Genomic DNA, 23281 nt, shown 5'->3' on the forward strand with positions numbered 1-23281 from the left:
TTATTCTGCCTTATCCTGATTGAGTTTAAGTTCCCGTTCTGCCTTACGTTGTGCAGCTAATTCCGCACGTCGCAATTCATCCTGTTCTTCCCATTTTTCATAGGCTTGTACCACTTTGGCAACTACCGGATGACGTACAATATCGCGGCTTTCAAAATAATTAAAACTTAGTTCCGAAACCTCTCCCAATACTTCCATTGCATGTCGTAAGCCTGATTTAATGCTACGCGGCAAATCAATTTGGGTCACATCGCCGGTAATTACTGCTTTGGAATTAAAGCCAATACGGGTTAAAAACATTTTCATTTGTTCCACCGTTGTGTTTTGACTTTCATCCAAAATAATAAAGCTATCGTTAAGGGTTCGGCCACGCATATAAGCCAGCGGTGCAATTTCGATCACATTGCGTTCTATTAATTTTTGTACTCGCTCAAAACCTAGCATTTCAAAGAGTGCATCATATAAAGGGCGCAAATAGGGTTCGATTTTTTGGCCTAAATCACCCGGTAAAAAGCCCAATTTTTCTCCTGCCTCTACTGCCGGACGTGTCAGTAATACACGGCGAACTTCTTGTCGCTCCAAGGCCTCTACCGCAGCAGCTACCGCTAAGAAAGTTTTTCCGGTACCTGCCGGCCCAATACCGAAACTGATATCGTGAGTTAAAATATTATGCAAATAGCGAATTTGATTCTCACCACGCGGCTTGATCAAACCTCGTTTGGTTTTAATCGTTGTACTATATACTCCAATTTCGGCACGCGGTGCATTATCGCCTTGTATCAACATACGGCTTTCCTGCAATGCTATATGTACTTCCTGAGCATCTAATTCCTTCACTTTGCCTTTGAGCGGGGCGGTTTCTAGATACAATTTTTCAATCAACTGTGCCGTTTTTTGCAATAATTGCTCGTGAAACGCAGTCGGCTGCGATTCATTAGATTGAAGTTGAAAAGTGAAATTATTGCGGGAGATATTGAGATTAAATTCTTTTTCGATGAGTTTGAGATTCTCATCGAAGGCACCACACAGCGATTGCAGGCGGGCATTATCTTGAGGTTCCAGGGTAAAGCGAATCATACTATTCTCAATGGGTAAAAATTGCATCTATTCTACCCGAATCAAGGGTGCTTTTAAATCGCCTTACATCAGTGGAAAAAAGTTGTCCATACAACTAATGACAACAGAAAAATGATTTTAAGCTAATATTAATAAAATCAATGAGTTACATGCTATTTTAGACAAAACTCGGATTACCAAGGGGGCGTTTGGATATTAAGGTTTTGCTCTATTCCTTAGCTATTCGGCTGTTCCGCCGGACCTCTTTCCCAAAAGCAAAAACCCCAAGCTATTCAGCTCGGGGTTAGTAGTAGAACCGGCGGTGACCTACTCTCACATTGGGAAACCCAACACTACCATCGGCATGATGACGTTTCACTTCTGAGTTCGGGATGGGATCAGGTGGGTCCATCACATTATGGCCGCCGGAATATTCCGTTGATAACTTTCTATCATCTATTCATTCTTCAAAATTAGTCACAAGCTAAAAACTCTCAACTTTCTCTCGTCTTCGTTTCGTCTATCACTCAAAAACTCTTGAGCGTTGTATAGTTAAGCCTCTCGGGCAATTAGTATCTGTTAGCTCAACGGCTCGCACCGCTTACACATCAGACCTATCTACGTCTTAGTCTTAAACAACCCTTACAGATTTTAAATCTGGGAGAACTCATCTCAAGGCAAGTTTCGTGCTTAGATGCTTTCAGCACTTATCTCTTCCGCACTTAGCTACCCGGCAATGCGTCTGGCGACACAACCGGAACACCAGTGGTGCGTCCACTCCGGTCCTCTCGTACTAGGAGCAGCCCCTTTCAATTCTCCAACGCCCACGGCAGATAGGGACCGAACTGTCTCACGACGTTCTAAACCCAGCTCGCGTACCACTTTAAATGGCGAACAGCCATACCCTTGGGACCTACTTCAGCCCCAGGATGTGATGAGCCGACATCGAGGTGCCAAACACCGCCGTCGATATGAACTCTTGGGCGGTATCAGCCTGTTATCCCCGGAGTACCTTTTATCCGTTGAGCGATGGCCCTTCCATGCAGAACCACCGGATCACTATGACCTACTTTCGTACCTGCTCGACTTGTCTGTCTCGCAGTTAAGCTTGCTTATACCATTGCACTAACCTGACGATGTCCGACCGTCATTAGCAAACCTTCGTGCTCCTCCGTTACTCTTTGGGAGGAGACCGCCCCAGTCAAACTACCCACCAGACACTGTCCGAGACCACGTTTCGTAATCTTCGTTAGAACATCAAACGTTAAAGGGTGGTATTTCAAGGATGACTCCACAATCACTGGCGTGACTGCTTCATAGTCTCCCACCTATCCTACACATCAAAATTCAATGTTCAGTGTCAAGCTATAGTAAAGGTTCACGGGGTCTTTCCGTCTAGCCGCGGGTACACCGCATCTTCACGGCGATTTCAATTTCACTGAGTCTCGGGTGGAGACAGCCTGGCCATCATTATGCCATTCGTGCAGGTCGGAACTTACCCGACAAGGAATTTCGCTACCTTAGGACCGTTATAGTTACGGCCGCCGTTTACTGGGGCTTCGATCAGGAGCTTCTCTTTCGATTACACCATCAATTAACCTTCCAGCACCGGGCAGGCATCACACCCTATACGTCCACTTTCGTGTTTGCAGAGTGCTGTGTTTTTAATAAACAGTTGCAGCCAGCTGGTATCTTCGACCGGTTCAACCTTCGCCCGCTAGGGACTACAATCTACGCCGGCGCACCTTCTCCCGAAGTTACGGTGCTATTTTGCCTAGTTCCTTCACCCGAGTTCTCTCAAGCGCCTGAGTATTCTCTACCTGACCACCTGTGTCGGTTTTCAGTACGGTTTAGATAAACCTGAAGCTTAGTGGCTTTTCCTGGAAGTGTGGTATCGGTTACTTCAGCTCCGTAGAGCCTCGTCATCATCTCTCAGTGTTAAAGAAGTCCGGATTTGCCTAAACTTCTCACCTACCAACTTAAACGCACATATCCAACAGTGCGCTAACCTAACCTGCTCCGTCCCCACATCGCAGTTTATCCAAGTACGGGAATATTAACCCGTTTCCCATCGACTACGCTTTTCAGCCTCGCCTTAGGGGCCGACTCACCCTGCCCCGATTAACGTTGGACAGGAACCCTTGGTCTTCCGGCGAACGGGTTTTTCACCCGTTTTATCGTTACTTATGTCAGCATTCGCACTTCTGATACGTCCAGCAGCCCTCTCGAGCTACCTTCATCCGCTTACAGAACGCTCCCCTACCCAACAGTGTTGCCACTGATGCCGCAGCTTCGGTGCTATATTTGAGCCCCGTTACATCTTCCGCGCAGGCCGACTCGACTAGTGAGCTATTACGCTTTCTTTAAATGATGGCTGCTTCTAAGCCAACATCCTAGCTGTCTAAGCCTTCCCACTTCGTTTCCCACTTAATATAGACTTTGGGACCTTAGCTGGCGGTCTGGGTTGTTTCCCTCTCCACGACGGACGTTAGCACCCGCCGTGTGTCTCCTGAGTATCACTCTTCGGTATTCGTAGTTTGCATCGGGTTGGTAATCCGGGATGGACCCCTAGCCGAAACAGTGCTCTACCCCCGAAGGTGTCCGCTCAAGGCTCTACCTAAATAGATTTCGGGGAGAACCAGCTATCTCCCGGTTTGATTGGCCTTTCACCCCCAGCCACAAGTCATCCGCTAATTTTTCAACATTAGTCGGTTCGGTCCTCCAGTTAGTGTTACCCAACCTTCAACCTGCCCATGGCTAGATCACCGGGTTTCGGGTCTATACCTTGCAACTATTCGCCCAGTTAAGACTCGGTTTCCCTTCGGCTCCCCTATTCGGTTAACCTCGCTACAAAATATAAGTCGCTGACCCATTATACAAAAGGTACGCAGTCACCCTTAAAGGGCTCCCACTGCTTGTACGTACAAGGTTTCAGGTTCTATTTCACTCCCCTCACCGGGGTTCTTTTCGCCTTTCCTTCACAGTACTGGTTCACTATCGGTCAATCAGGAGTATTTAGCCTTGGAGGATGGTCCCCCCATCTTCAAACAGGATATCACGTGTCCCGCCCTACTTATCGTTAGCTTAGTACCACGACCTGGACTTCGAGTACGGGGCTATCACCCGGTATCGCCAAGCTTCCCAGCTTGTTCCTCTGTCTCTGTCGCTATCACTAACAGGCTCCTTCGCGTTCGCTCGCCGCTACTAACGAAATCTCGGTTGATTTCTTTTCCTCGGGGTACTTAGATGTTTCAGTTCTCCCGGTTTGCCTCAACAAGCTATGTATTCACTTGTTGATAGTAGATTCTTCATCTACTGGGTTTCCCCATTCGGACATCTTGGATTAAACGCCTCTTATCGACTCATCCAAGCTTTTCGCAGATTAGCACGTCCTTCATCGCCTCTGATTGCCAAGGCATCCACCTTGTACGCTTAGTCACTTAACTATACAACCTCAAAAATTCTTGAGACTGTGTTATCAACTAATCACTTGATTGCTTTTGCTCAATCAAGATTTTTTCTACTCAGACTTTTTCTATCCCTTTCAGGACTTGAAAGTCTCTTCGTTTTCAGCTTGTTTCCTAATTTTTAAAGAACAATCAAATAACATTACGTTATCATCGTTAAATGAACTTTATTCCCTTTTCGGTAATTCACTTAACGATGATTCGTGGTGGAGATAAGCGGGATCGAACCGCTGACCTCCTGCGTGCAAGGCAGGCGCTCTCCCAGCTGAGCTATATCCCCATTCGTCACTTTATCACGGCTCACTCACTCAAGTTGAGTGGTGGGTCTGAGTGGACTTGAACCACCGACCTCACCCTTATCAGGGGTGCGCTCTAACCACCTGAGCTACAGACCCGGTGATAAAGTCGTTATTTGCTTTTTTTGTCTACAATACATCAGCCAATCTGTGTGGACACTTATCGTCACTCAATTTTAGGTAAGGAGGTGATCCAACCGCAGGTTCCCCTACGGTTACCTTGTTACGACTTCACCCCAGTCATGAATCATACCGTGGTAAACGCCCTCCCGAAGGTTAAGCTATCTACTTCTGGTACAACCCACTCCCATGGTGTGACGGGCGGTGTGTACAAGGCCCGGGAACGTATTCACCGCGACATTCTGATTCGCGATTACTAGCGATTCCGACTTCATGGAGTCGAGTTGCAGACTCCAATCCGGACTTAGACGCACTTTCTGGGATTCGCTCCACATCGCTGCTTCGCCTCCCTCTGTATACGCCATTGTAGCACGTGTGTAGCCCTACTCGTAAGGGCCATGATGACTTGACGTCATCCCCACCTTCCTCCGGTTTATCACCGGCAGTCTCCTTTGAGTTCCCGACCAAATCGCTGGCAACAAAGGATAAGGGTTGCGCTCGTTGCGGGACTTAACCCAACATTTCACAACACGAGCTGACGACAGCCATGCAGCACCTGTCTCAGAGCTCCCGAAGGCACCAATTCATCTCTGAAAAGTTCTCTGGATGTCAAGAGTAGGTAAGGTTCTTCGCGTTGCATCGAATTAAACCACATGCTCCACCGCTTGTGCGGGCCCCCGTCAATTCATTTGAGTTTTAACCTTGCGGCCGTACTCCCCAGGCGGTCGATTTATCACGTTAGCTACGGGCACCAAGCATTAAGCCCAATCCCCAAATCGACAGCGTTTACAGCGTGGACTACCAGGGTATCTAATCCTGTTTGCTCCCCACGCTTTCGCACATGAGCGTCAGTACATTCCCAAGGGGCTGCCTTCGCCTTCGGTATTCCTCCACATCTCTACGCATTTCACCGCTACACGTGGAATTCTACCCCTCCCTAAAGTACTCTAGACTCCCAGTCTGAAATGCAATTCCCAGGTTAAGCCCGGGGCTTTCACACCTCACTTAAAAGTCCGCCTGCGTGCCCTTTACGCCCAGTTATTCCGATTAACGCTCGCACCCTCCGTATTACCGCGGCTGCTGGCACGGAGTTAGCCGGTGCTTCTTCTGTAGTTAACGTCAATCATCTAGTCTATTAAACTAAATGCCTTCCTCGCTACCGAAAGAACTTTACAACCCGAAGGCCTTCTTCATTCACGCGGCATGGCTGCGTCAGGGTTGCCCCCATTGCGCAATATTCCCCACTGCTGCCTCCCGTAGGAGTCCGGGCCGTGTCTCAGTCCCGGTGTGGCTGGTCATCCTCTCAGACCAGCTAGAGATCGTCGGCTTGGTGAGCCATTACCTCACCAACTACCTAATCCCACTTGGGCTCATCCTATGGCATGTGGCCTTACGGTCCCACACTTTCATCTTCCGATACTACGCGGTATTAGCTACAGTTTCCCGTAGTTATCCCCCTCCATAAGCCAGATACCCAAGCATTACTCACCCGTCCGCCACTCGTCAGCAAAGAAAGCAAGCTTTCTTCCTGTTACCGTTCGACTTGCATGTGTTAAGCCTGCCGCCAGCGTTCAATCTGAGCCATGATCAAACTCTTCAATTCAAGTTCAATCGCTCAATAAACTGCTTAGCTAAAGTCACTTTACATTAAGTAAATGAATTTCTAGTTTAAGCACCTATTAAGACTTCAAAATTAAAAAATATTTTTAAATCAAGTCAATCAACAAGTGCCCACACAGATTGTCTGATACATTGTTAAAGAGCAAAAAATAACGACGCACTTCTTGATGTTTCACAACAGTGCGTCGTTGTGTGGGGCGCATTATAGGGATTTCAGAATCCTTTGCAACCTTTTTTTACAAAAAAATTTAAATATCTCACTATTTGCTTATAAACCAACCAGTATGAGTAAAGAAACATCATTTTAAGGAGCTAATCCCTTCAAATCCCCAAAGTGCTAATGCTCGTTCTAATTGATGGTTATTTTCTAAATCTTGCGTACAAAAAACCTGATTTTTCACTTCTAATTTTAATGCTATATCTAATTTATCAAGTAAAAATTGTAAACGCTTGGCAATCGCCGCTCCCGGATCCATAAAATTTTTCACTTGAGGCAAACAAATTTGGATTTCATCTTTAATTAAAGGGAAGTGCGTACAACCTAAACAAATCGTATCTAAATTCTCTATTGAGGTCCAAGGACTTAACTCATTTTTCAATGCAATCAAATCGACAGATTTCCCTTGGATTTTATGCTCTGCAATTTCAACCAGTTTAGTGGATCCTAATCTTTCAACAACGCAATGGGAGGCAAACTGGTGGATAAGATCATTAACATAAGGACGTTTAACCGTACCCTTTGTTGCCAATAGCCCAATATGTTTCGTTTGTGAGATTTCTGCTGCTGGCTTGATGGCTGGTACAGTTCCCACTATCGGAATAGAAAATTGTTCACGCAAAGGTGGTAACACCACCGTACTCGCGGTATTGCAAGCAATCACAATGGCATCAAGTGGATAATCTTGATTAATTTTTTTACAAATATCCAATGTTCGCTGAATAATTGTTTCTTCTGATTTTTCTGAGTAAGGAAAACCTGCATTGTCAAAGCAATACAAATAATGGTTATCTGGCATGAGCTTTTTCGCTTCCCGATAAACACTCAAGCCCCCCATTCCAGAATCAAAGAAAAGTACCGTTGATTTATTCATTTATAAAACTCTTTCAAAAATAACCGCACTTTAGGCATTCGAATAAATTTCTCGATTATTTAGCCAACGGCGGATTAAACTTTCTGCCACATCCGGATATTTCACTATTAATGCTTTAGCATAATGTTGAACGGTTGGGATCATTTTACGATCGCGCATTAAATTCGCCACTTTAAATTCAGCGATACCCGTCTGTTTAGTGCCCAACACTTCACCAGGGCCGCGAATTTCTAAATCTTTCTCTGAAATCACAAACCCATCTTGGCTATCACGCAATACTTGTAAACGTTTTTGCGACACTTTACCCAACGGCGGTTTATACATTAAGACACAAAAAGAAGCCGTACTGCCACGCCCTACTCGGCCACGTAACTGATGGAGTTGTGATAAGCCCAAGCGCTCAGCATTTTCAATAATCATTAGACTAGCATTAGGTACATCCACGCCTACTTCGATTACGGTTGTGGCCACAAGCAAATCGAGTTCTGCATTTTTAAAGGCAGCCATAATATCTTGTTTTTCTTGCGGTTTCATTCGTCCGTGTACAAGGCCAATTTTAAGCATCGGCAACGCTTTCGTTAAATCTTCCCAAATTGCCTCGGCTGCTTGCGCTTCTAGTACTTCAGACTCATCAATCAACGTACAAACCCAATAAGCCTGACGTTTTTCATTAATACAGGCATTTTTGACTCGAGCAACGATTTCATCGCGACGTTCTTCAGAAATAACAACTGTTGTAATCGGCGTTCGACCTGGAGGTAATTCATCAATAATCGACGTATCAAGATCGGCATAAACCGTCATCGCTAATGTTCTTGGGATTGGCGTTGCTGTCATAATCAGTTGATGGGGGTAAAATCCTGCTTTTTCGCCTTTTTCTCGCAACATTAAACGCTGATGCACACCAAAACGATGTTGTTCATCAATAATCACCAAAGCTAAATCAGCAAATTCCACTTCTTCTTGGAACAAAGCATGGGTGCCCACCGCCATTTGAACAGCACTCGATTTAATTTTTTCCAATTCAGCTTGGCGAGCTTTCCCTTTCACCTTACCCGCTAACCAGCCAACTTCAATACCGAAAGGCTCTAACCAACGGCGGAAATTATTCGCATGCTGTTCCGCTAAAATTTCCGTTGGTGCCATTAAAGCCACTTGTTTGCCATTATCAATCGCTAATAAGGCGGCTAATGCTGCTACCAATGTTTTTCCCGAACCGACATCCCCCTGAACAAGTCGCATCATCGGATAATCTTTTGCTAAATCCTGTTCAATATCCGCCACCACTCTATTTTGAGCATTTGTTGGTTGAAAAGGCAAAGATGCAAGAAAACGTTGCTTCAAATCTGTTTGATAATGCAATGGCAACGCTAAAAACTGCTGAGTACCTAACCGCACTTTTTGCATCGCAAGATTATGTGCAAGAAGCTCTTCAAAGATAAGTCGCTGTTGTGCTGGATGCTGCCCTTTCTCCAAAATATCTAATGAGATATCTGGCGGTGGACGATGCAAAAATCGAATAGCATCCTTTAGGCTAAAAGGATGCGGATTAAATTCATTAGGTAAAATTTCCGTTAATTGGATTTTATCGAGTAAAGCCAATGCTTGATCGGTTATCTTACGTAATGAATTTTGTTTTAAACCTTCCGTTGTGGAATAAATAGGCGTGAGTGTTTCCTCTAAAACCAGTGGCGCATTATCCCTAATGATTTGATACTCAGGATGATGTATTTCCGCCATAAAACGCCCGCGTTTAATTTCACCAAACGCTTTGACACGCATACCAATCTGAAAACTATTTTTCATTCCCGCATTAAAATTGAAGAAACGGAGCATAATCTTGCTCGTTCCATCAGAAAGACTTACAGTTAAAATAGGACGGCGCCCAAAGGCAACTTCACAGGTTTGGACAACACCTTCAATGGTGGCATATTGTTCAGGACGAAGATCGGCAATAGGCGTAATTCTCGTGCGATCTTCATAACGGATAGGTAAATGAAAAAGCAGGTCTTGGAGATTATGAATTCCAATACGGCTTAATTTATCGGAAATTGCCGCTCCCACACCAGACAAAGTAGTTAAAGGAACGGCATCAAGAAGTTGCGTGCTCATTATGCTTCATTAATATTGCGATTCAGACGAATCACACTGGTAATTTGTTTGATTTTTCGCATAATATTTTCTAAATGATAGATATCTCTCGCACCGACTTGGATAATGACTAATAGCACATTATTCTCTAATTCTTCTGTCCAAATACTTTGAATATTACTTTCGCAAGTCGTAACTGCGGTCATGAGACTACCTAATGCATTTTGTTCATTAAGCATTTCGATGTGTAATTCGGCATCAAAATTGACCGCACTTTCAGCTTCTTCCCATTTCGCCGAGATGAAATCTTTCGTGTTACTTGACACTAAATTAGAACAAGCTTGATGATGCACAACTATGCCTTTCTTTGCGGTGCTTAATGCAACTATCGGATCACCCGGAATTGGATGACAACATTGTGCGAAAGAGGCTTTCATTGCACCATCTCGGCTCAACGTTAGTGTGCTTTGCGTATTTTCAGGTACGCCATCTACATCAATTTCAATAGCTTCATCCATTAATTGATGAGCAATGACACTCGACATTTGATTGCCAACACCGATTTCCACAAAAAGCTCATTGAGACTTGAGAGATTTAATTCATTCAATACGGCTTGGATTTTATCTTCAGAAACTTCAGAGAGATAATGCGGTTTCAAAGCCATTTCTAACTGTTTTTTGCCTGTTTGAACCGCATCGTCTGCACGCAATAGTTTTAGGAAATGACGAATACGGGTTCTAGCTCGAGCAGTAACGACGAAGTTTAACCAACCTACGCTAGGATGAGCATTCTCACTAGTTACAATCTCAACAGTTTGTCCTGATTCTAAAGCCTGTGATAATGAATAAGGTTTATGTTCAACTACTGCAGCGACACAATGATTTCCTACATCGGAATGCACAGCATAAGCAAAATCAACAGCAGTAGCCCCCATTGGCAATTCAACGATACGTCCTTTAGGAGTAAATACATAGATCTCTTTCGGGAAAAACTCTGATTTTACATTTTCAATAAACTCAAAGGAGTTACCCACGTTTTGTTGAATATCCACCAGGCTTTGTAACCAACGTTGCGCCCGTACTTGCGCAGTGGTACTATCGTTTTTACCACCTTCTTTATATACCCAATGGGCTGTGATCCCCATCTCGGCAACCTGTTCCATTTCTTCAGTTTGCAGATGGACTTCTACCGGCACACCATGAGGGCCAATCATTGAGGTTTGTAAAGCTTGATAACCATTCGCGCGAGGGACAGCAATATAATCTTTCACTTTACCTGGACGAGGCTTATACAAACTATGCATTTGTCCTAATCCACGATAGCAATCATCGACCGAATTCACAATTACACGAAAAGCATAAATATCCATAATGGAATGGAATTTCTGATCTTTTGTGCGCATTTTTTGATAAATTTTATAAAGATGCTTTTCTCGTCCCCAAATACGATTTGGAATGCCAACATACTCAAGGCGTAGCGAAATATCGCTAGAAATGCGTTGAATCAATTCCTGACGTGAACCACGAGCCTGTTCAACTAACTTTTTAAGCACTTCATAACGACGTGGGTGCATTGCTTCAAAGGATAAGTCTTCCAATTCGTTTTTTATATGTTCAATACCTAAACGATGAGCTAATGGACAATAAATTTCTAAGGTTTCTTTAGCAATACGACGACGTTTATCTGGACGTAACGCTCCCAACGTTCGCATATTATGGGTACGGTCAGCTAGTTTGATTAAGACGACGCGAATATCTCGAGTCATCGCCAAAATCATCTTACGAAAATTTTCGACCTGTGCTTCTTGGCGAGTGCGAAATTTTAATTTATCCAGTTTAGATACGCCTTCCACAATTTCAGCAACACTGGCACCAAATTCATCTTTTAATTGGGATTCCGTATAAGGGGTATCTTCGATAACATCATGCAATAATGCAGCCATGATTGCCTCATGGTCTAAATGCATTTCAGCAATAATTGATGCAACAGCAACAGGGTGAGTAATGTAAGGTTCACCGCTTGAACGAAATTGACCTTCGTGAGCATCTCGCGCAATAACGAATGCACGTTTAATTAATTCAATTTTATCGGCGGGCAAATACCCCTGAATAATTCGATCTAAGTCTGCAAATAATTCCAAACTATACCTAACCTTTTGCATAAACAGACAAATAAAAAACGGTCGATTTTTGCGGACTTTTTGAAAGTTAAAAAATCACAAAAATCGACCGCCCTCTGCGTAGATATTTACTCGCTAATTAAAGCAACTGCGACCTCTTCATTTTTTTGCACAGCAACTGCTTCCAGATATTCTTGTGCATCCATCATTTTTTCAGTCACCAAACCTTTTTCAATCTCGCGTAAAGCGATTACTGTAGGTTTGTCATTATCTTTTGGCACCAAAGGTTCACTTTGATGTAACTGTAATTGCCGAGCACGACGTGCGGCGGTCAAAATTAAATCAAAGCGGTTACCGATTTTATCTACTGCATCTTGCACTGTTACACGTGCCATAATTAACTCCGAAGTATTGAAACTGACATAAAATAGAGGGCGTATGATACTAAAGTTATATCGTCTTGGCTAGTAGCGAAGCAATTAGCTGGCGATTTTCATTTCGTTGGTAATCTAACGTCAAACGCTCACTCTGCAAAATGCTTTGCAGATCAGCAAGAGCCTGTTCAAAATCATCATTGACAATAACGAAATCATATTCATCGTAATGGGAAATTTCACCTATTGCTTTTGACATTCGCTCATCAATAACTTCCTTGCTATCCTGTCCTCGCCCAACCAAACGACGCTCTAATTCAGTCAAAGACGGAGGTAAAATAAAGATACTTTTGACTGATGGAACCTTTTGGCGAATTTGCTGAGCTCCCTGCCAATCGATGTCTAAAAAAACATCAATACCTTTTGCCAGATTTTCTTCAATTGCTGGCAAAGAAGTACCATAGTAATTTCCACCAAAAACCTTGGCATATTCTAAAAAATGCCCTTTTTCAATTAATCTCTCAAATTCATCCACTGACACAAAATAATAATGCACACCGTCGGTTTCCCCCGGGCGTGGTGCACGCGTAGTATGTGAAACAGACACCATTTTCCGAGAACCATTATTTTTCCCTAATAGCGCAGCAATTAATGAAGATTTCCCAGCTCCACTTGGTGCCGAAAGAATATATAAATTACCCTGAGACATAGAATTAATCCTTTATTACAGAACATAGCATCATTATGCCGATAAACTCTTATAAGATCATTAAAAAATAGTTTCATCCATGAAATCTACTTTATGAAAGAAAATCAATTGAAGAACAGATCACAAAAAAGTGGTAGAGAATACCCCATTCCATGATATAATCTGCAACGTGTCTTGATGGTCTTGACGTTTCAAGACAACTATTTGTTTAACTTAAATAAGAAGGTAAAAATCTTATGGCTATTAAAATTGGTATCAATGGTTTCGGCCGTATCGGTCGTATCGTATTCCGTGCAGCACAACATCGTGATGACATCGAAGTTGTAGGTATCAACGACTTAATCGACGTTGAATACATGGCTTACATGTTGAAATACGATTCAACTCACGGTCGTTTCGACGGTACTGTTGAAGTTAAAGACGGTAACTTAGTCGTAAACGGTAAAACTATCCGTGTTACTGCGGAACGCGATCCTGCGAACCTTAACTGGGGTGCAATCGGTGTTGATATCGCAGTTGAAGCTACCGGTTTGTTCTTAACTGATGAAACTGCCCGTAAACACATCACTGCCGGTGCGAAAAAAGTTGTTTTAACCGGTCCTTCTAAAGACAGCACCCCAATGTTCGTACGTGGTGTTAACTTCCAAGAATACAAAGGTCAAGACATCGTATCTAACGCATCTTGTACAACAAACTGTTTAGCGCCTTTAGCACGTGTTATCCACGAAACTTTCGGCATTAAAGATGGTTTGATGACTACAGTACACGCAACTACTGCAACACAAAAAACCGTTGATGGTCCATCTGCAAAAGACTGGCGCGGCGGCCGCGGTGCATCTCAAAACATCATTCCATCTTCTACCGGTGCAGCTAAAGCTGTAGGTAAAGTATTACCTGCATTAAACGGTAAATTAACAGGTATGGCATTCCGTGTTCCTACACCAAACGTTTCTGTTGTAGACTTGACCGTTAACCTTGAGAAAGCAGCCTCTTACGAAACCATTAAACAAGCGGTTAAAGATGCAGCTGAAGGTAAAACTTTCAACGGCGAATTAAAAGGCGTTTTAGGCTACACTGAAGATGCTGTAGTTTCTACCGACTTCAACGGTTGCGCATTCACTTCTGTATTTGATGCAGATGCTGGTATCGCATTAACCGATACTTTCGTTAAACTTATCTCTTGGTACGATAACGAAACTGGTTATTCAAACAAAGTATTAGACTTAGTAGCTCACGTTTACAACTACAAAGGCTAATCATATTTGTGCATGCTAAAAAAACCGCTCTTTGAGCGGTTTTTTTATGCTTACAAAAATAAGCATCAACAATACAGTAATTGTTCCAACTCATTCAATTCTCATCAACTAACATCTCTCTGTCATAACGATATTCTACGCTTATAACCAAAGAGTTTTCTAAACAGTTGTAACCTTTTTCAAGAGGAGTTACACAATCATGCATTCTCCTGTTTTCACTAACTTTTTATACGAAAAAATATCAAGATTTCACTAGCTTTTAAATTTTTTTGCTTTATATTGCCGAACAACTGTTAGCTCAATGAAGCCACTTATTATGAATTTAGATCTCCATTTCATTAACCGTATCCGCCAACAAGCGCAAAATCTGAAACAAATCACTGCATTGCGTCACCAAGTCAATGGGGTATGGAAAGATATTAGCTGGCAAAACTTCGCAGAAGAGTTGGACAAAACCTCACGTGCATTACTGGCCTGCGATATTGGCGTACAAGACAAAATTGCCATCTTTGCGCACAATATGCCACGTTGGACAATCGCTGACATTGCGGCACTACAAATTCGTGCAATTACCGTGCCAATTTATGCCACTAACACCGCTCAACAGGCAGAATTTATTCTCAATCATGCAGACGTTAGAATCCTTTTTGTTGGGGATAACGAACAGTATGACAGCGCCTTAGAAATTGCCGAAAATTGTCCGCAATTACAAAAAATTGTTGTGATGAAAGATCAAATTCCTCTCAAAGAGCAAAAACTCTCCTGCCATTGGGCAGATTTTATTGGGTTGGACAAGCCACAATATCAAGCAATACTCGAACAGCGATTAAGCGACAAAAATCTCTCCGATCTATTCACCATAATTTATACCTCTGGCACTACCGGCGAGCCAAAAGGCGTGATGTTGGATTATGCTAACTTAGCGCACCAATTAGCTACCCATGATCAAGCGCTACAAGTCGATATGCAAGACATATCACTCTCCTTCCTACCTTTTAGCCATATTTTTGAACGGGCTTGGGTCGCTTATATTTTGCATCGTGGTGCAATACTCTGTTATCTCGAAGACACCAACCAAGTGCGCGCGGCGTTGGCTCAAGTACGACCAACTCTAATGTGTGCGGTGCCGCGTTTTTACGAAAAAATTTACGCCGCCGTATTAGATAAAGTCCAAAAAGCCCCTGCCGTCCGTCGTGCTCTTTTCCATTGGGCCATAGCCGTCGGGAAAAAACATCTAACCTTACGTGCGACCGGCAAAAAAATTCCTTATTTACTGAATAAACAATACGCCTTAGCCGATAAATTGGTACTCAGCAAACTACGAGCTTTACTCGGAGGGCGTATCAAAATGATGCCTTGTGGAGGCGCCAAATTAGAACCGACCATTGGTTTGTTTTTCCACGCAATCGGCATCAATATCAAACTCGGTTACGGCATGACAGAGACCACAGCCACCGTTTCCTGTTGGGATGATCTGAAATTTAACGCCAACTCCATCGGTACTCCAATGCCACAAGCTGAAGTGAAAATCGGTGAAAATAACGAAATCCTCGTGCGTGGTGGTATGGTCATGAAAGGCTATTACAAAAAACCGCAAGAAACCGCCGAAGCCTTCACCGCTGATGGATTTCTAAAAACCGGCGATGCCGGCGAATTTGATGCCGAGGGAAATTTATTTATTACCGACCGCATCAAAGAATTGATGAAAACCTCCAATGGCAAATATATTGCACCGCAATACATTGAGAGCAAAATCGGCAAGGACAAATTTATCGAACAAATCGCCATCATCGCCGATGCCAAGAAATACGTATCTGCCTTGATTGTGCCTTGTTTTGATAGCTTGGAAGAATACGCCAAACAATTCAACATCAAATATCAAGATCGTATGGAACTGCTCAAACATTCGGAAATTATCAAAATGTTTGAGAAACGTATCGAAAACTTACAAAAAGAATTGGCGCATTTTGAACAGGTCAAAAAATTCACCCTACTTTCACAAGCCTTTAGCGTTAAGCTTGGAGAAATCACACCGACCTTAAAATTGCGTCGAAAAGTGATTATGGAACGTTACCGGGAACTCATTGAGAAAATGTATCGATAAAATCCATTTTAAAAATAACTCCAATAAAATCAATAACTTATAGTGTATTTTAACGAAAACTTTTAAAATTGGGGGAGCGTTTAGCCTCCCCTTTTTATTGATGAATAAATCCGTTGTGGAAATTTTCAACAAAAAAAGCAAACGTTTGCCTAAAAATACGGTACAATATGCGCCGATTTTTTATTCTTATAAAGAAAGGTGCAAACAATGACACAACTTAGTCTAAAAAAAATCTACTCCGGAAAAGTGCGAGATTTATATGAAATCGATGATAAGCGCATGCTGATGGTAGCCAGCGACCGTTTATCGGCATTCGATGTCATTTTAGATGATCCCATTCCGCGCAAAGGGGCAATCCTCACCCAAATCTCCAATTTCTGGTTCAACAAATTAGCCCACATTATGCCAAATCACTTCACCGGCGATAGCGTTTACGATGTATTACCGAAGGAAGAAGCTGATTTAGTCAAAGATCGGGCCGTTGTTTGCAAACGCTTAACTCCGATCAAAATTGAATCTATCGTGCGCGGTTATCTCACCGGTAGCGGTCTTAAAGATTACAAACAAACCGGTACGATTTGTGGTTTGAAATTACCGGAAGGTTTAGTTGAGGCTAGCAAATTACCTGAGCCGATTTTTACTCCCTCTAGTAAAGAAGAAGTGGGCAATCACGATATCAATATCAGCTACGAACAATGTGCAGAAAAAATTGGTGCCGAACTTGCTGCTCAAGTGAAAGAAAAAGCTATAGCCCTTTATACCGAAGCAGCAAAATACGCTTTAACCAAAGGCATTATCATTTGTGACACCAAATTTGAATTTGGTCTGGATGAAAACGGTACGCTGACCTTAATGGATGAAGTGTTAACACCGGACTCTAGCCGCTTCTGGTCGGTTGAGACCTATCAAGAAGGCACAAATCCACCATCTTTTGATAAGCAATTCGTGCGTGACTGGTTAGAGCAAAGCGGTTGGAATAAACAGCCTCCGGCTCCTAAAGTTCCAGCTGAGGTAATTGCCAAAACCGTTGCAAAATACCAAGAAGCGTTGGATCTCTTAACCCAATAGTTTAATCAAAAACCCCTGTTACTCCGACAGGGTTTTTTGTGGCCAAAATTTATCAAATCGGATGAAAAAAAACTGGACAACGAATAAAACTGGGATTATATTTAATCGCGTTTTTATTCATTAAAAATGATTAATTATTCAATATACCCATAGCGAAGGAAATAAATATGTCAAACACAATTCTGCAACATTTACCTAAAGGTCAAAAAGTCGGTATCGCATTCTCAGGTGGCTTAGACACCAGTGCAGCTTTACTTTGGATGCGCCAAAAAGGTGCGATGCCTTATGCTTACACGGCAAATCTCGGCCAACCCGATGAAGACGACTACAACGCGATTCCTAAAAAAGCGATGGAATATGGTGCAGAAAATGCCCGTTTAATCGACTGTCGTACCCAATTGGCACATGAGGGTATCGCTGCCATTCAATGTGGCGCGTTCCACGTTTCTACCGGTGGTGCAACCTATTTCAATACGACTCCGCTTGGTCGTGCTGTCACCGGTACTATGTTGGTTTCTGCGATGAAAGAAGATGATGTACATATTTGGGGGGATGGCTCTACCTTCAAAGGTAATGATATCGAGCGTTTCTATCGCTATGGTCTATTAACCAACCCAAATTTAAAAATTTACAAACCTTGGTTGGATCAACAATTCATTGATGAATTAGGTGGCCGTTTTGAGATGTCACGTTTCTTAATCGATAACGGTTTCGACTACAAAATGTCAGTGGAAAAAGCTTATTCAACTGACTCCAACATGTTGGGCGCAACCCATGAAGCTAAGGACTTGGAAGAGTTAAGTAGCGGCATCAAAATCGTGCAACCAATAATGGGCGTGGCATTCTGGGATGAAAATGTCACAGTCAAAGCTGAAACCGTTACCGTTCGCTTTGAAGAAGGCGTGCCTGTGGCGCTAAACGGTAAAACCTTCGATAATGTAGTTGACTTGTTCTTAGAAGCGAATCGTATCGGTGGCCGTCACGGTTTAGGCATGTCCGATCAAATTGAAAACCGGATTATCGAAGCCAAATCTCGTGGTATCTATGAAGCGCCGGGAATGGCCTTATTCCATATTGCTTACGAGCGTTTAGTAACAGGTATCCACAACGAAGACACCATCGAGCAATACCGTATTAATGGTTTACGTCTAGGTCGTCTGCTTTATCAAGGCCGTTGGTTCGACCCACAAGCCTTAATGTTGCGTGAAACCGCCCAACGTTGGGTAGCCCGTGCTGTCACCGGTGAAGTAACCCTGGAATTACGCCGCGGTAATGACTACTCCATCTTAAATACCGAATCACCAAACTTAACCTACCATCCGGAACGTTTAAGTATGGAAAAAATAGAAAATGCACCATTCGATCCAATCGATCGTATCGGTCAATTAACCATGCGTAATCTTGATGTATCCGATACCCGCGATAAATTGGGTATCTACTCAAAAATCGGATTATTACAAGTCACTCAAGATTCTGCTTTACCCCATCTTGAAAATAAATAATCCACTAATTTAGCATTTAACTGACGGCCATCCTGTTCTGCAACAAGATGGCCGTTTTTTACTCTCTAAGCCATAGATAACACTAATCAAATTTCGGTAGTTTGAGTATTTTATGCTACAATCGCCGCTCTTTTTCGGGGCGTTTTTAACCAAACTGAAAAAGTTAATAAAATCAATAACAAAGAGATTTAATAATGCAACAAACACCAGTTACCGATAATCATCAACATTTTTCCGGGATCACTAAAAATAGCCTTATTTTTCTTGCCGACAGCCTGTTATTTTTTCTGCTGCTCGCCTATCTTCCCTTTGAAACCTCCGCCAATAAAGGCCTCGCATTACTCGCTTTCGTTGCCATTCTTTGGTTAACGGAAGCAGTAAATATCACTATTACCGCCCTATTCGTACCAATTCTGTCCGTATTATTGGGTTTGGTTAATAGCCGTGATGCCTTAGTTGCCTTCGCCGATCCGACCATTTTCTTATTCTTCGGCGGTTTTGCCTTGGCCACGGCCCTAAATGTGCAGAAAATTGACCAAATGATCGCCAATAAAATAATGTATCTGGCTAAGGGACGACTCTTTCTTGCGATACTTTACTTATTTATTGCTACCGCATTTTTCTCTATGTGGATGAGTAACACAGCAACCGCCGCAATGATGATCCCACTTTCTATGACGATTTTAAGCCAGCTCGATCGCCATAAAGAGCACAACACCTATGTTTTCGTGTTATTAGGCATAGCTTATAGCGCAACCATCGGCGGTATGGGAACCTTAGTTGGTAGCCCACCAAATGCTATCGCCGCTTCACAGCTGCACCTAAACTTCGGCGACTGGATGAAGTATGGTATGCCAACCATGTTACTACTCTTTCCACTGATTATCGGTTGGTTATACATTGTATTTAAACCGCGCCTGGATCTGCGCTTTGACGCAGAATTTAGTAAAATTGCGCTCACTGGCAAACGTATCCTGGCGATTCTCATTTTTATCACTACAGCCCTGTTATGGATTTTCGGCGGTGCCATCAACCCGATTATCTCTGAAGCCTTGGCCCTACCGCAAAAAATCGGCGGTTTTGACAGCCTAGTTGCTATGATTGCCGCTGTGGTGATCTGCGTTACCGGTGTAGCCTCTTGGAAAGAAGTGCAAAGCAACACAGAATGGGGCGTACTATTTTTATTCGGTGGCGGCCTGACCCTTAGCTCGGTATTAGAAAGCTCGGGGGCCAGTCGCATTATGGCTGACGGTATCGTCTTTATTATTGAAGGCGGTCATTATTACGTAATGGCCTTAATTATTGCGGCCTTTATCGTCGGCTTAACGGAATTCACTTCCAATACTGCCAGTGCCGCTTTATTAGTGCCAATTTTTATCTCCATTGCTAACGCACTAAATATGCCACCACTCGGCTTTGCATTGATTATCGGTCTAGGTGCCTCTTGCGCATTTATGATGCCAGTCGGCACACCACCAAATGCTATCGTGTACGCCACCGGCTATATCAAGCAAAAAGAAATGATTCGAGTTGGTAAATTTATCGACCTAACCTGTGTCTTGGTAATCGCATCCATTGCCTATATTTTTTGGATGTAACAAAAATCCCTGCTTTTCTAGCGGGGATTTTTATCAATGACTGACAGAACCATTATGAACGCTCTAAACGATTGAGCTTGGTATTTTGAGAGTTAATCGCGGCCTCTCCACCGTCATACTTTATATGGAATGTTCTCACTTGCTAGGAGTGGCACGAGGACAGACATAAAGTCCGTCTCTACAAATATCCCAAACGATTTTCTGCTTAATACTAGATTGTAGGAATAGTTTGTATACCCGTCGTTGTTTTTCAATGGTGCCTTCAACAGCTGGCGAATAAACTTAAAATACTTGATAAACGCCCCTTCATTTTCAGAAGTTTTTCCCAAAAAGCAATCTAACCCATTGATTTTATTAGAGTTGATTTAAAACATTGCTACACCATCTATATTGCTTTGCCATGGGCTAAAAAGTTTACAAGAAGAGCATTCAAAACCAACGTCGAACATTATTGCAATACACTTGATATGCCTTGCCAAAACGACCTTTCAAAAAACGTTCTTCCGGACGAATTTGCAAGTGCTCAATTAACACCACAAAACCAACCAACCAAATAATACTAAGCCAACTACCGCAATATAACCACCAGGCAGTTAGCCCTAGTGCCAAGCTTAAATACATTGGATTACGACTATAAGCATAAATGCCTTGTTGTACGATTTGCGTAGTTTTAGCCAGATTATGCGGATCGATATTAGCGGATTGGCGCTGAAACTGCCAAAGTGCCGCTAAGGCGATGAATATTGCAACTAAAAGAATAATGGCAGGAAATTCCCAAGGTAACGAAAATGACTGACCTAATGGTATAAACCGAATAAGCAAGGCCGCCAGCAAAGCTTGTAAGGGGGGAGGAAAAAATTTTCGCATAATAAAAAAGCCCCTTACGGGGCTTACCTGCTATAGATTATTTAACTTCATACGAGCCAGTTGCTGTTCGGCTGGCGTGCCTTTCTGCACAGCCAGTTCAAACGCACTTTTCGCCGCGGCAGAATCACTCTTCGCTAATTGAACATCACCTTCCAATAAGGCTTTACGAGCAATAAATGCCTCGGCTTTTACTGCACTAAGGGTATTTAATGCGGCATCCAACTTGCCTAACTGTAGTTGCAATGCGCCTAAACGTAGAGAAGCCAAAGCACTCAATACTTCGTCTTGAGACTGGTTTAGCGCCTGTTGCAAGCTTTGTTCAGCTCTGGCGTAATCCTTTTGGGCTACTAAGCCTTTAGCTTCGTCCAATAGGGCAAATACCGCATAACTGGTTTTATCATGAGCCTGTACAAATTGTTCCACTTTGGCATGTGTAGCCTTGCCGTCTGCGGTTGCTGAGCGAGCTAATTCGCTATAGTCGGAAGAAGCCGCCATAATTTGGTTAACTTGGTAATTTTGCCAGAAACGCCAGCCGACAACACCAGCGATCCCCACCACGAAGGCCAAAATGACCAACTTACCGTTTTCTTTCCACCATTCTTTTAACTCATTGAGTTCTTGTTCTTCTTCAATCGTGTAAGCCATTCGCTATTCCTTCTTGATTAAAATTGTTGTTGCACGAAATCCGTGAGTGCCGTCAAATCAACGGTTTGTTGCTCAGTAATACCTTGTAAGTGCTTCACTACTACTTGACGATTTTGTACTTCGCTTTCACCAATCACTAAAGCCAACGTGGCGGCGGATTTATCAGCGCGTTTAAATTGTTTTTTAAAATTGCCGCCACTACAGTGCATCATTGTGCGCAATTGCGGCAATTCACTACGTAACTGCTCGGCAACTTGCAATGCAAATAACGCTGCACCTTCCCCCTGATGTACTACATAGACATCCACTGCATTTGGTAAATCGATATTTTTATTCACTTCCTGTACCAATAATACCAAGCGCTCTAAGCCCATAGCAAAGCCAACGCCCGGTGTAGCATGGCCGCCCAATTGCTCTACTAAGCCATCATAACGACCACCACCACACACAGTACCTTGTGCACCTAAGGCTGAGGTGACCCATTCGAACACGGTTTTATTGTAATAATCTAAACCGCGCACCAACTTTGGATTGATTTCATAAGGGATGCCAAAACCATCCAATAAAGCACATAATTGGGCAAAATGCTCACGGCTATCATCGTCTAAATAATCCAATAGTTTTGGCGCACCATCCAATACCTTTTGTAATTCCGGATTTTTACTATCCAAAATTCGCAATGGATTTTTAAGCAAACGTTCTTTTTCCTCTTCGCTTAATAAATCGCGATGCTGTTCAAGGAATTTTACCAATTCACTACGATAATTTTTACGCGCTTCCAAGGAACCAATGGAGTTCAGCTGGAGGGTTACATCTTGCTCAATTCCCAATTCTTTCCACAAACGGGCAGTAAGAATAATTAATTCTGCATCGATTTCTGCATTAGCAATACCAAATACCTCTACCCCGGCTTGGTGGAACTGGCGATAACGGCCTTTTTGTGGACGCTCATGGCGGAACATCGGTCCCATATACCATAAACGTTGTTCATTGTTATAACTCCAACCGTGCTCAATAGCCGCACGCACACACCCCGCCGTTCCTTCCGGACGTAAGGTTAATTGTTCATCATTATCCCAAAAGGTGTACATTTCTTTGGAAACAACATCGGTAACCTCACCAATTGCACGGGCAAATAATGGTGTGCTTTCGACGATAGGCATACGCACTTCGGCATAGCCGTAAGACGCCAAGACTCGGCGGACTTTTTCTTCAACCCATTGCCATAATGGGCTTTCCGTAGGGGCGCAATCGTTCATACCACGGATTGCCTGAATTGTTTTAGCCATTCACTATC

14 protein-coding genes, 2 tRNA genes and 3 rRNA genes are annotated in these 23281 nt (G+C 43.1%); 5 read left to right on the forward strand and 14 right to left on the reverse strand.

The window, feature by feature from the left end; translation table 11 throughout:
• The 11 genes from CKV74_RS10115 to gmk all read right to left on the reverse strand — a co-directional run bounded on the left by CKV74_RS10115 (position 1) and on the right by gmk (position 12944).
• Positions 1-1077, reverse strand: coding sequence for a PhoH family protein (locus tag CKV74_RS10115; protein ID WP_039847925.1), 1077 nt, complete (start codon positions 1075-1077; stop codon positions 1-3).
• A 293-nt stretch (positions 1078-1370) separates the two neighbouring features.
• Positions 1371-1486: ribosomal RNA gene (gene rrf, locus CKV74_RS10120) — 5S ribosomal RNA — on the reverse strand.
• A gap of 118 nt (positions 1487-1604) precedes the next feature.
• Positions 1605-4502 (reverse strand): 23S ribosomal RNA (locus tag CKV74_RS10125).
• Between the two features lie 225 nt (positions 4503-4727).
• Positions 4728-4803: transfer RNA gene (locus tag CKV74_RS10130), tRNA-Ala, on the reverse strand.
• Between the two features lie 38 nt (positions 4804-4841).
• Positions 4842-4918, reverse strand: a tRNA-Ile gene (locus CKV74_RS10135).
• A gap of 82 nt (positions 4919-5000) precedes the next feature.
• Positions 5001-6542 (reverse strand): 16S ribosomal RNA (locus CKV74_RS10140).
• Together the 16S, 23S and 5S rRNA genes with 2 tRNA genes alongside form the textbook arrangement of a ribosomal RNA operon.
• Positions 6543-6858: 316 nt before the next feature.
• Positions 6859-7650 (reverse strand): glutamate racemase, encoded by a 792-nt coding sequence (gene murI / locus CKV74_RS10145; RefSeq protein WP_095177110.1) that lies wholly within the window; start codon positions 7648-7650, stop codon positions 6859-6861.
• Positions 7651-7680: 30 nt separating this feature from the next.
• Positions 7681-9762 carry an ATP-dependent DNA helicase RecG gene (gene recG, locus CKV74_RS10150; RefSeq protein ID WP_095177111.1) on the reverse strand — a complete coding sequence of 694 codons (2082 nt, stop codon included), beginning with the start codon at positions 9760-9762 and terminating at the stop codon, positions 7681-7683.
• The gene (spoT, locus tag CKV74_RS10155; RefSeq protein WP_007241555.1) at positions 9762-11882 is read right to left on the reverse strand and encodes a bifunctional GTP diphosphokinase/guanosine-3',5'-bis pyrophosphate 3'-pyrophosphohydrolase; all 2121 of its coding nucleotides are present in this window, start codon (positions 11880-11882) and stop codon (positions 9762-9764) included. The genes recG and spoT overlap by 1 nt, the downstream gene beginning before the upstream one ends.
• A gap of 107 nt (positions 11883-11989) precedes the next feature.
• On the reverse strand, positions 11990-12256 hold the full coding sequence (rpoZ, locus tag CKV74_RS10160; protein ID WP_095177112.1) for a DNA-directed RNA polymerase subunit omega: 267 nt from the start codon (positions 12254-12256) through the stop codon (positions 11990-11992).
• A gap of 55 nt (positions 12257-12311) precedes the next feature.
• On the reverse strand, positions 12312-12944 hold the full coding sequence (gene gmk / locus CKV74_RS10165) for a guanylate kinase (protein ID WP_007241754.1): 633 nt from the start codon (positions 12942-12944) through the stop codon (positions 12312-12314).
• Between the two features lie 236 nt (positions 12945-13180).
• Here gmk and gap point away from each other — a divergent pair, with 236 nt between their 5' ends.
• The 5 genes from gap to CKV74_RS10190 all read left to right on the forward strand — a co-directional run bounded on the left by gap (position 13181) and on the right by CKV74_RS10190 (position 20472).
• The gene (gene gap / locus CKV74_RS10170) at positions 13181-14200 is read left to right on the forward strand and encodes a type I glyceraldehyde-3-phosphate dehydrogenase (protein ID WP_007241687.1); all 1020 of its coding nucleotides are present in this window, start codon (positions 13181-13183) and stop codon (positions 14198-14200) included.
• A 316-nt stretch (positions 14201-14516) separates the two neighbouring features.
• Positions 14517-16304 (forward strand): AMP-dependent synthetase/ligase, encoded by a 1788-nt coding sequence (locus CKV74_RS10175; RefSeq protein WP_095177113.1) that lies wholly within the window; start codon positions 14517-14519, stop codon positions 16302-16304.
• A 207-nt stretch (positions 16305-16511) separates the two neighbouring features.
• Positions 16512-17372 (forward strand): phosphoribosylaminoimidazolesuccinocarboxamide synthase, encoded by an 861-nt coding sequence (locus tag CKV74_RS10180; protein ID WP_095177114.1) that lies wholly within the window; start codon positions 16512-16514, stop codon positions 17370-17372.
• Positions 17373-17539: 167 nt separating this feature from the next.
• Positions 17540-18874, forward strand: a complete 1335-nt coding sequence (argG, locus tag CKV74_RS10185) for an argininosuccinate synthase (protein WP_095177115.1) — start codon at positions 17540-17542, stop codon at positions 18872-18874.
• 194 nt (positions 18875-19068) lie between these two features.
• A complete protein-coding gene (locus CKV74_RS10190) occupies positions 19069-20472 on the forward strand; it encodes a DASS family sodium-coupled anion symporter (RefSeq protein ID WP_007241624.1) in 1404 nt (467 codons plus the stop codon).
• A 429-nt stretch (positions 20473-20901) separates the two neighbouring features.
• On the opposite strand, the gene CKV74_RS10195 is transcribed toward CKV74_RS10190, so the two are convergent.
• From CKV74_RS10195 to hisS, 3 genes are read right to left on the reverse strand one after another with little or no spacing between them, the layout of a single operon-like run.
• Positions 20902-21339: a methyltransferase family protein gene (locus tag CKV74_RS10195; protein WP_007241534.1), complete on the reverse strand. Its 438-nt coding sequence runs from the start codon at positions 21337-21339 to the stop codon at positions 20902-20904.
• A 30-nt stretch (positions 21340-21369) separates the two neighbouring features.
• Positions 21370-21984, reverse strand: a complete 615-nt coding sequence (locus CKV74_RS10200) for a YfgM family protein (RefSeq protein WP_007241845.1) — start codon at positions 21982-21984, stop codon at positions 21370-21372.
• A 17-nt stretch (positions 21985-22001) separates the two neighbouring features.
• Positions 22002-23273: a histidine--tRNA ligase gene (gene hisS / locus CKV74_RS10205; RefSeq protein WP_095177116.1), complete on the reverse strand. Its 1272-nt coding sequence runs from the start codon at positions 23271-23273 to the stop codon at positions 22002-22004.
• Positions 23274-23281: the final 8 nt, after the last annotated feature.

It is taken from the genome of Haemophilus pittmaniae, assembly GCF_900186995.1.
GTDB lineage: Bacteria > Pseudomonadota > Gammaproteobacteria > Enterobacterales > Pasteurellaceae > Haemophilus_D > Haemophilus_D pittmaniae.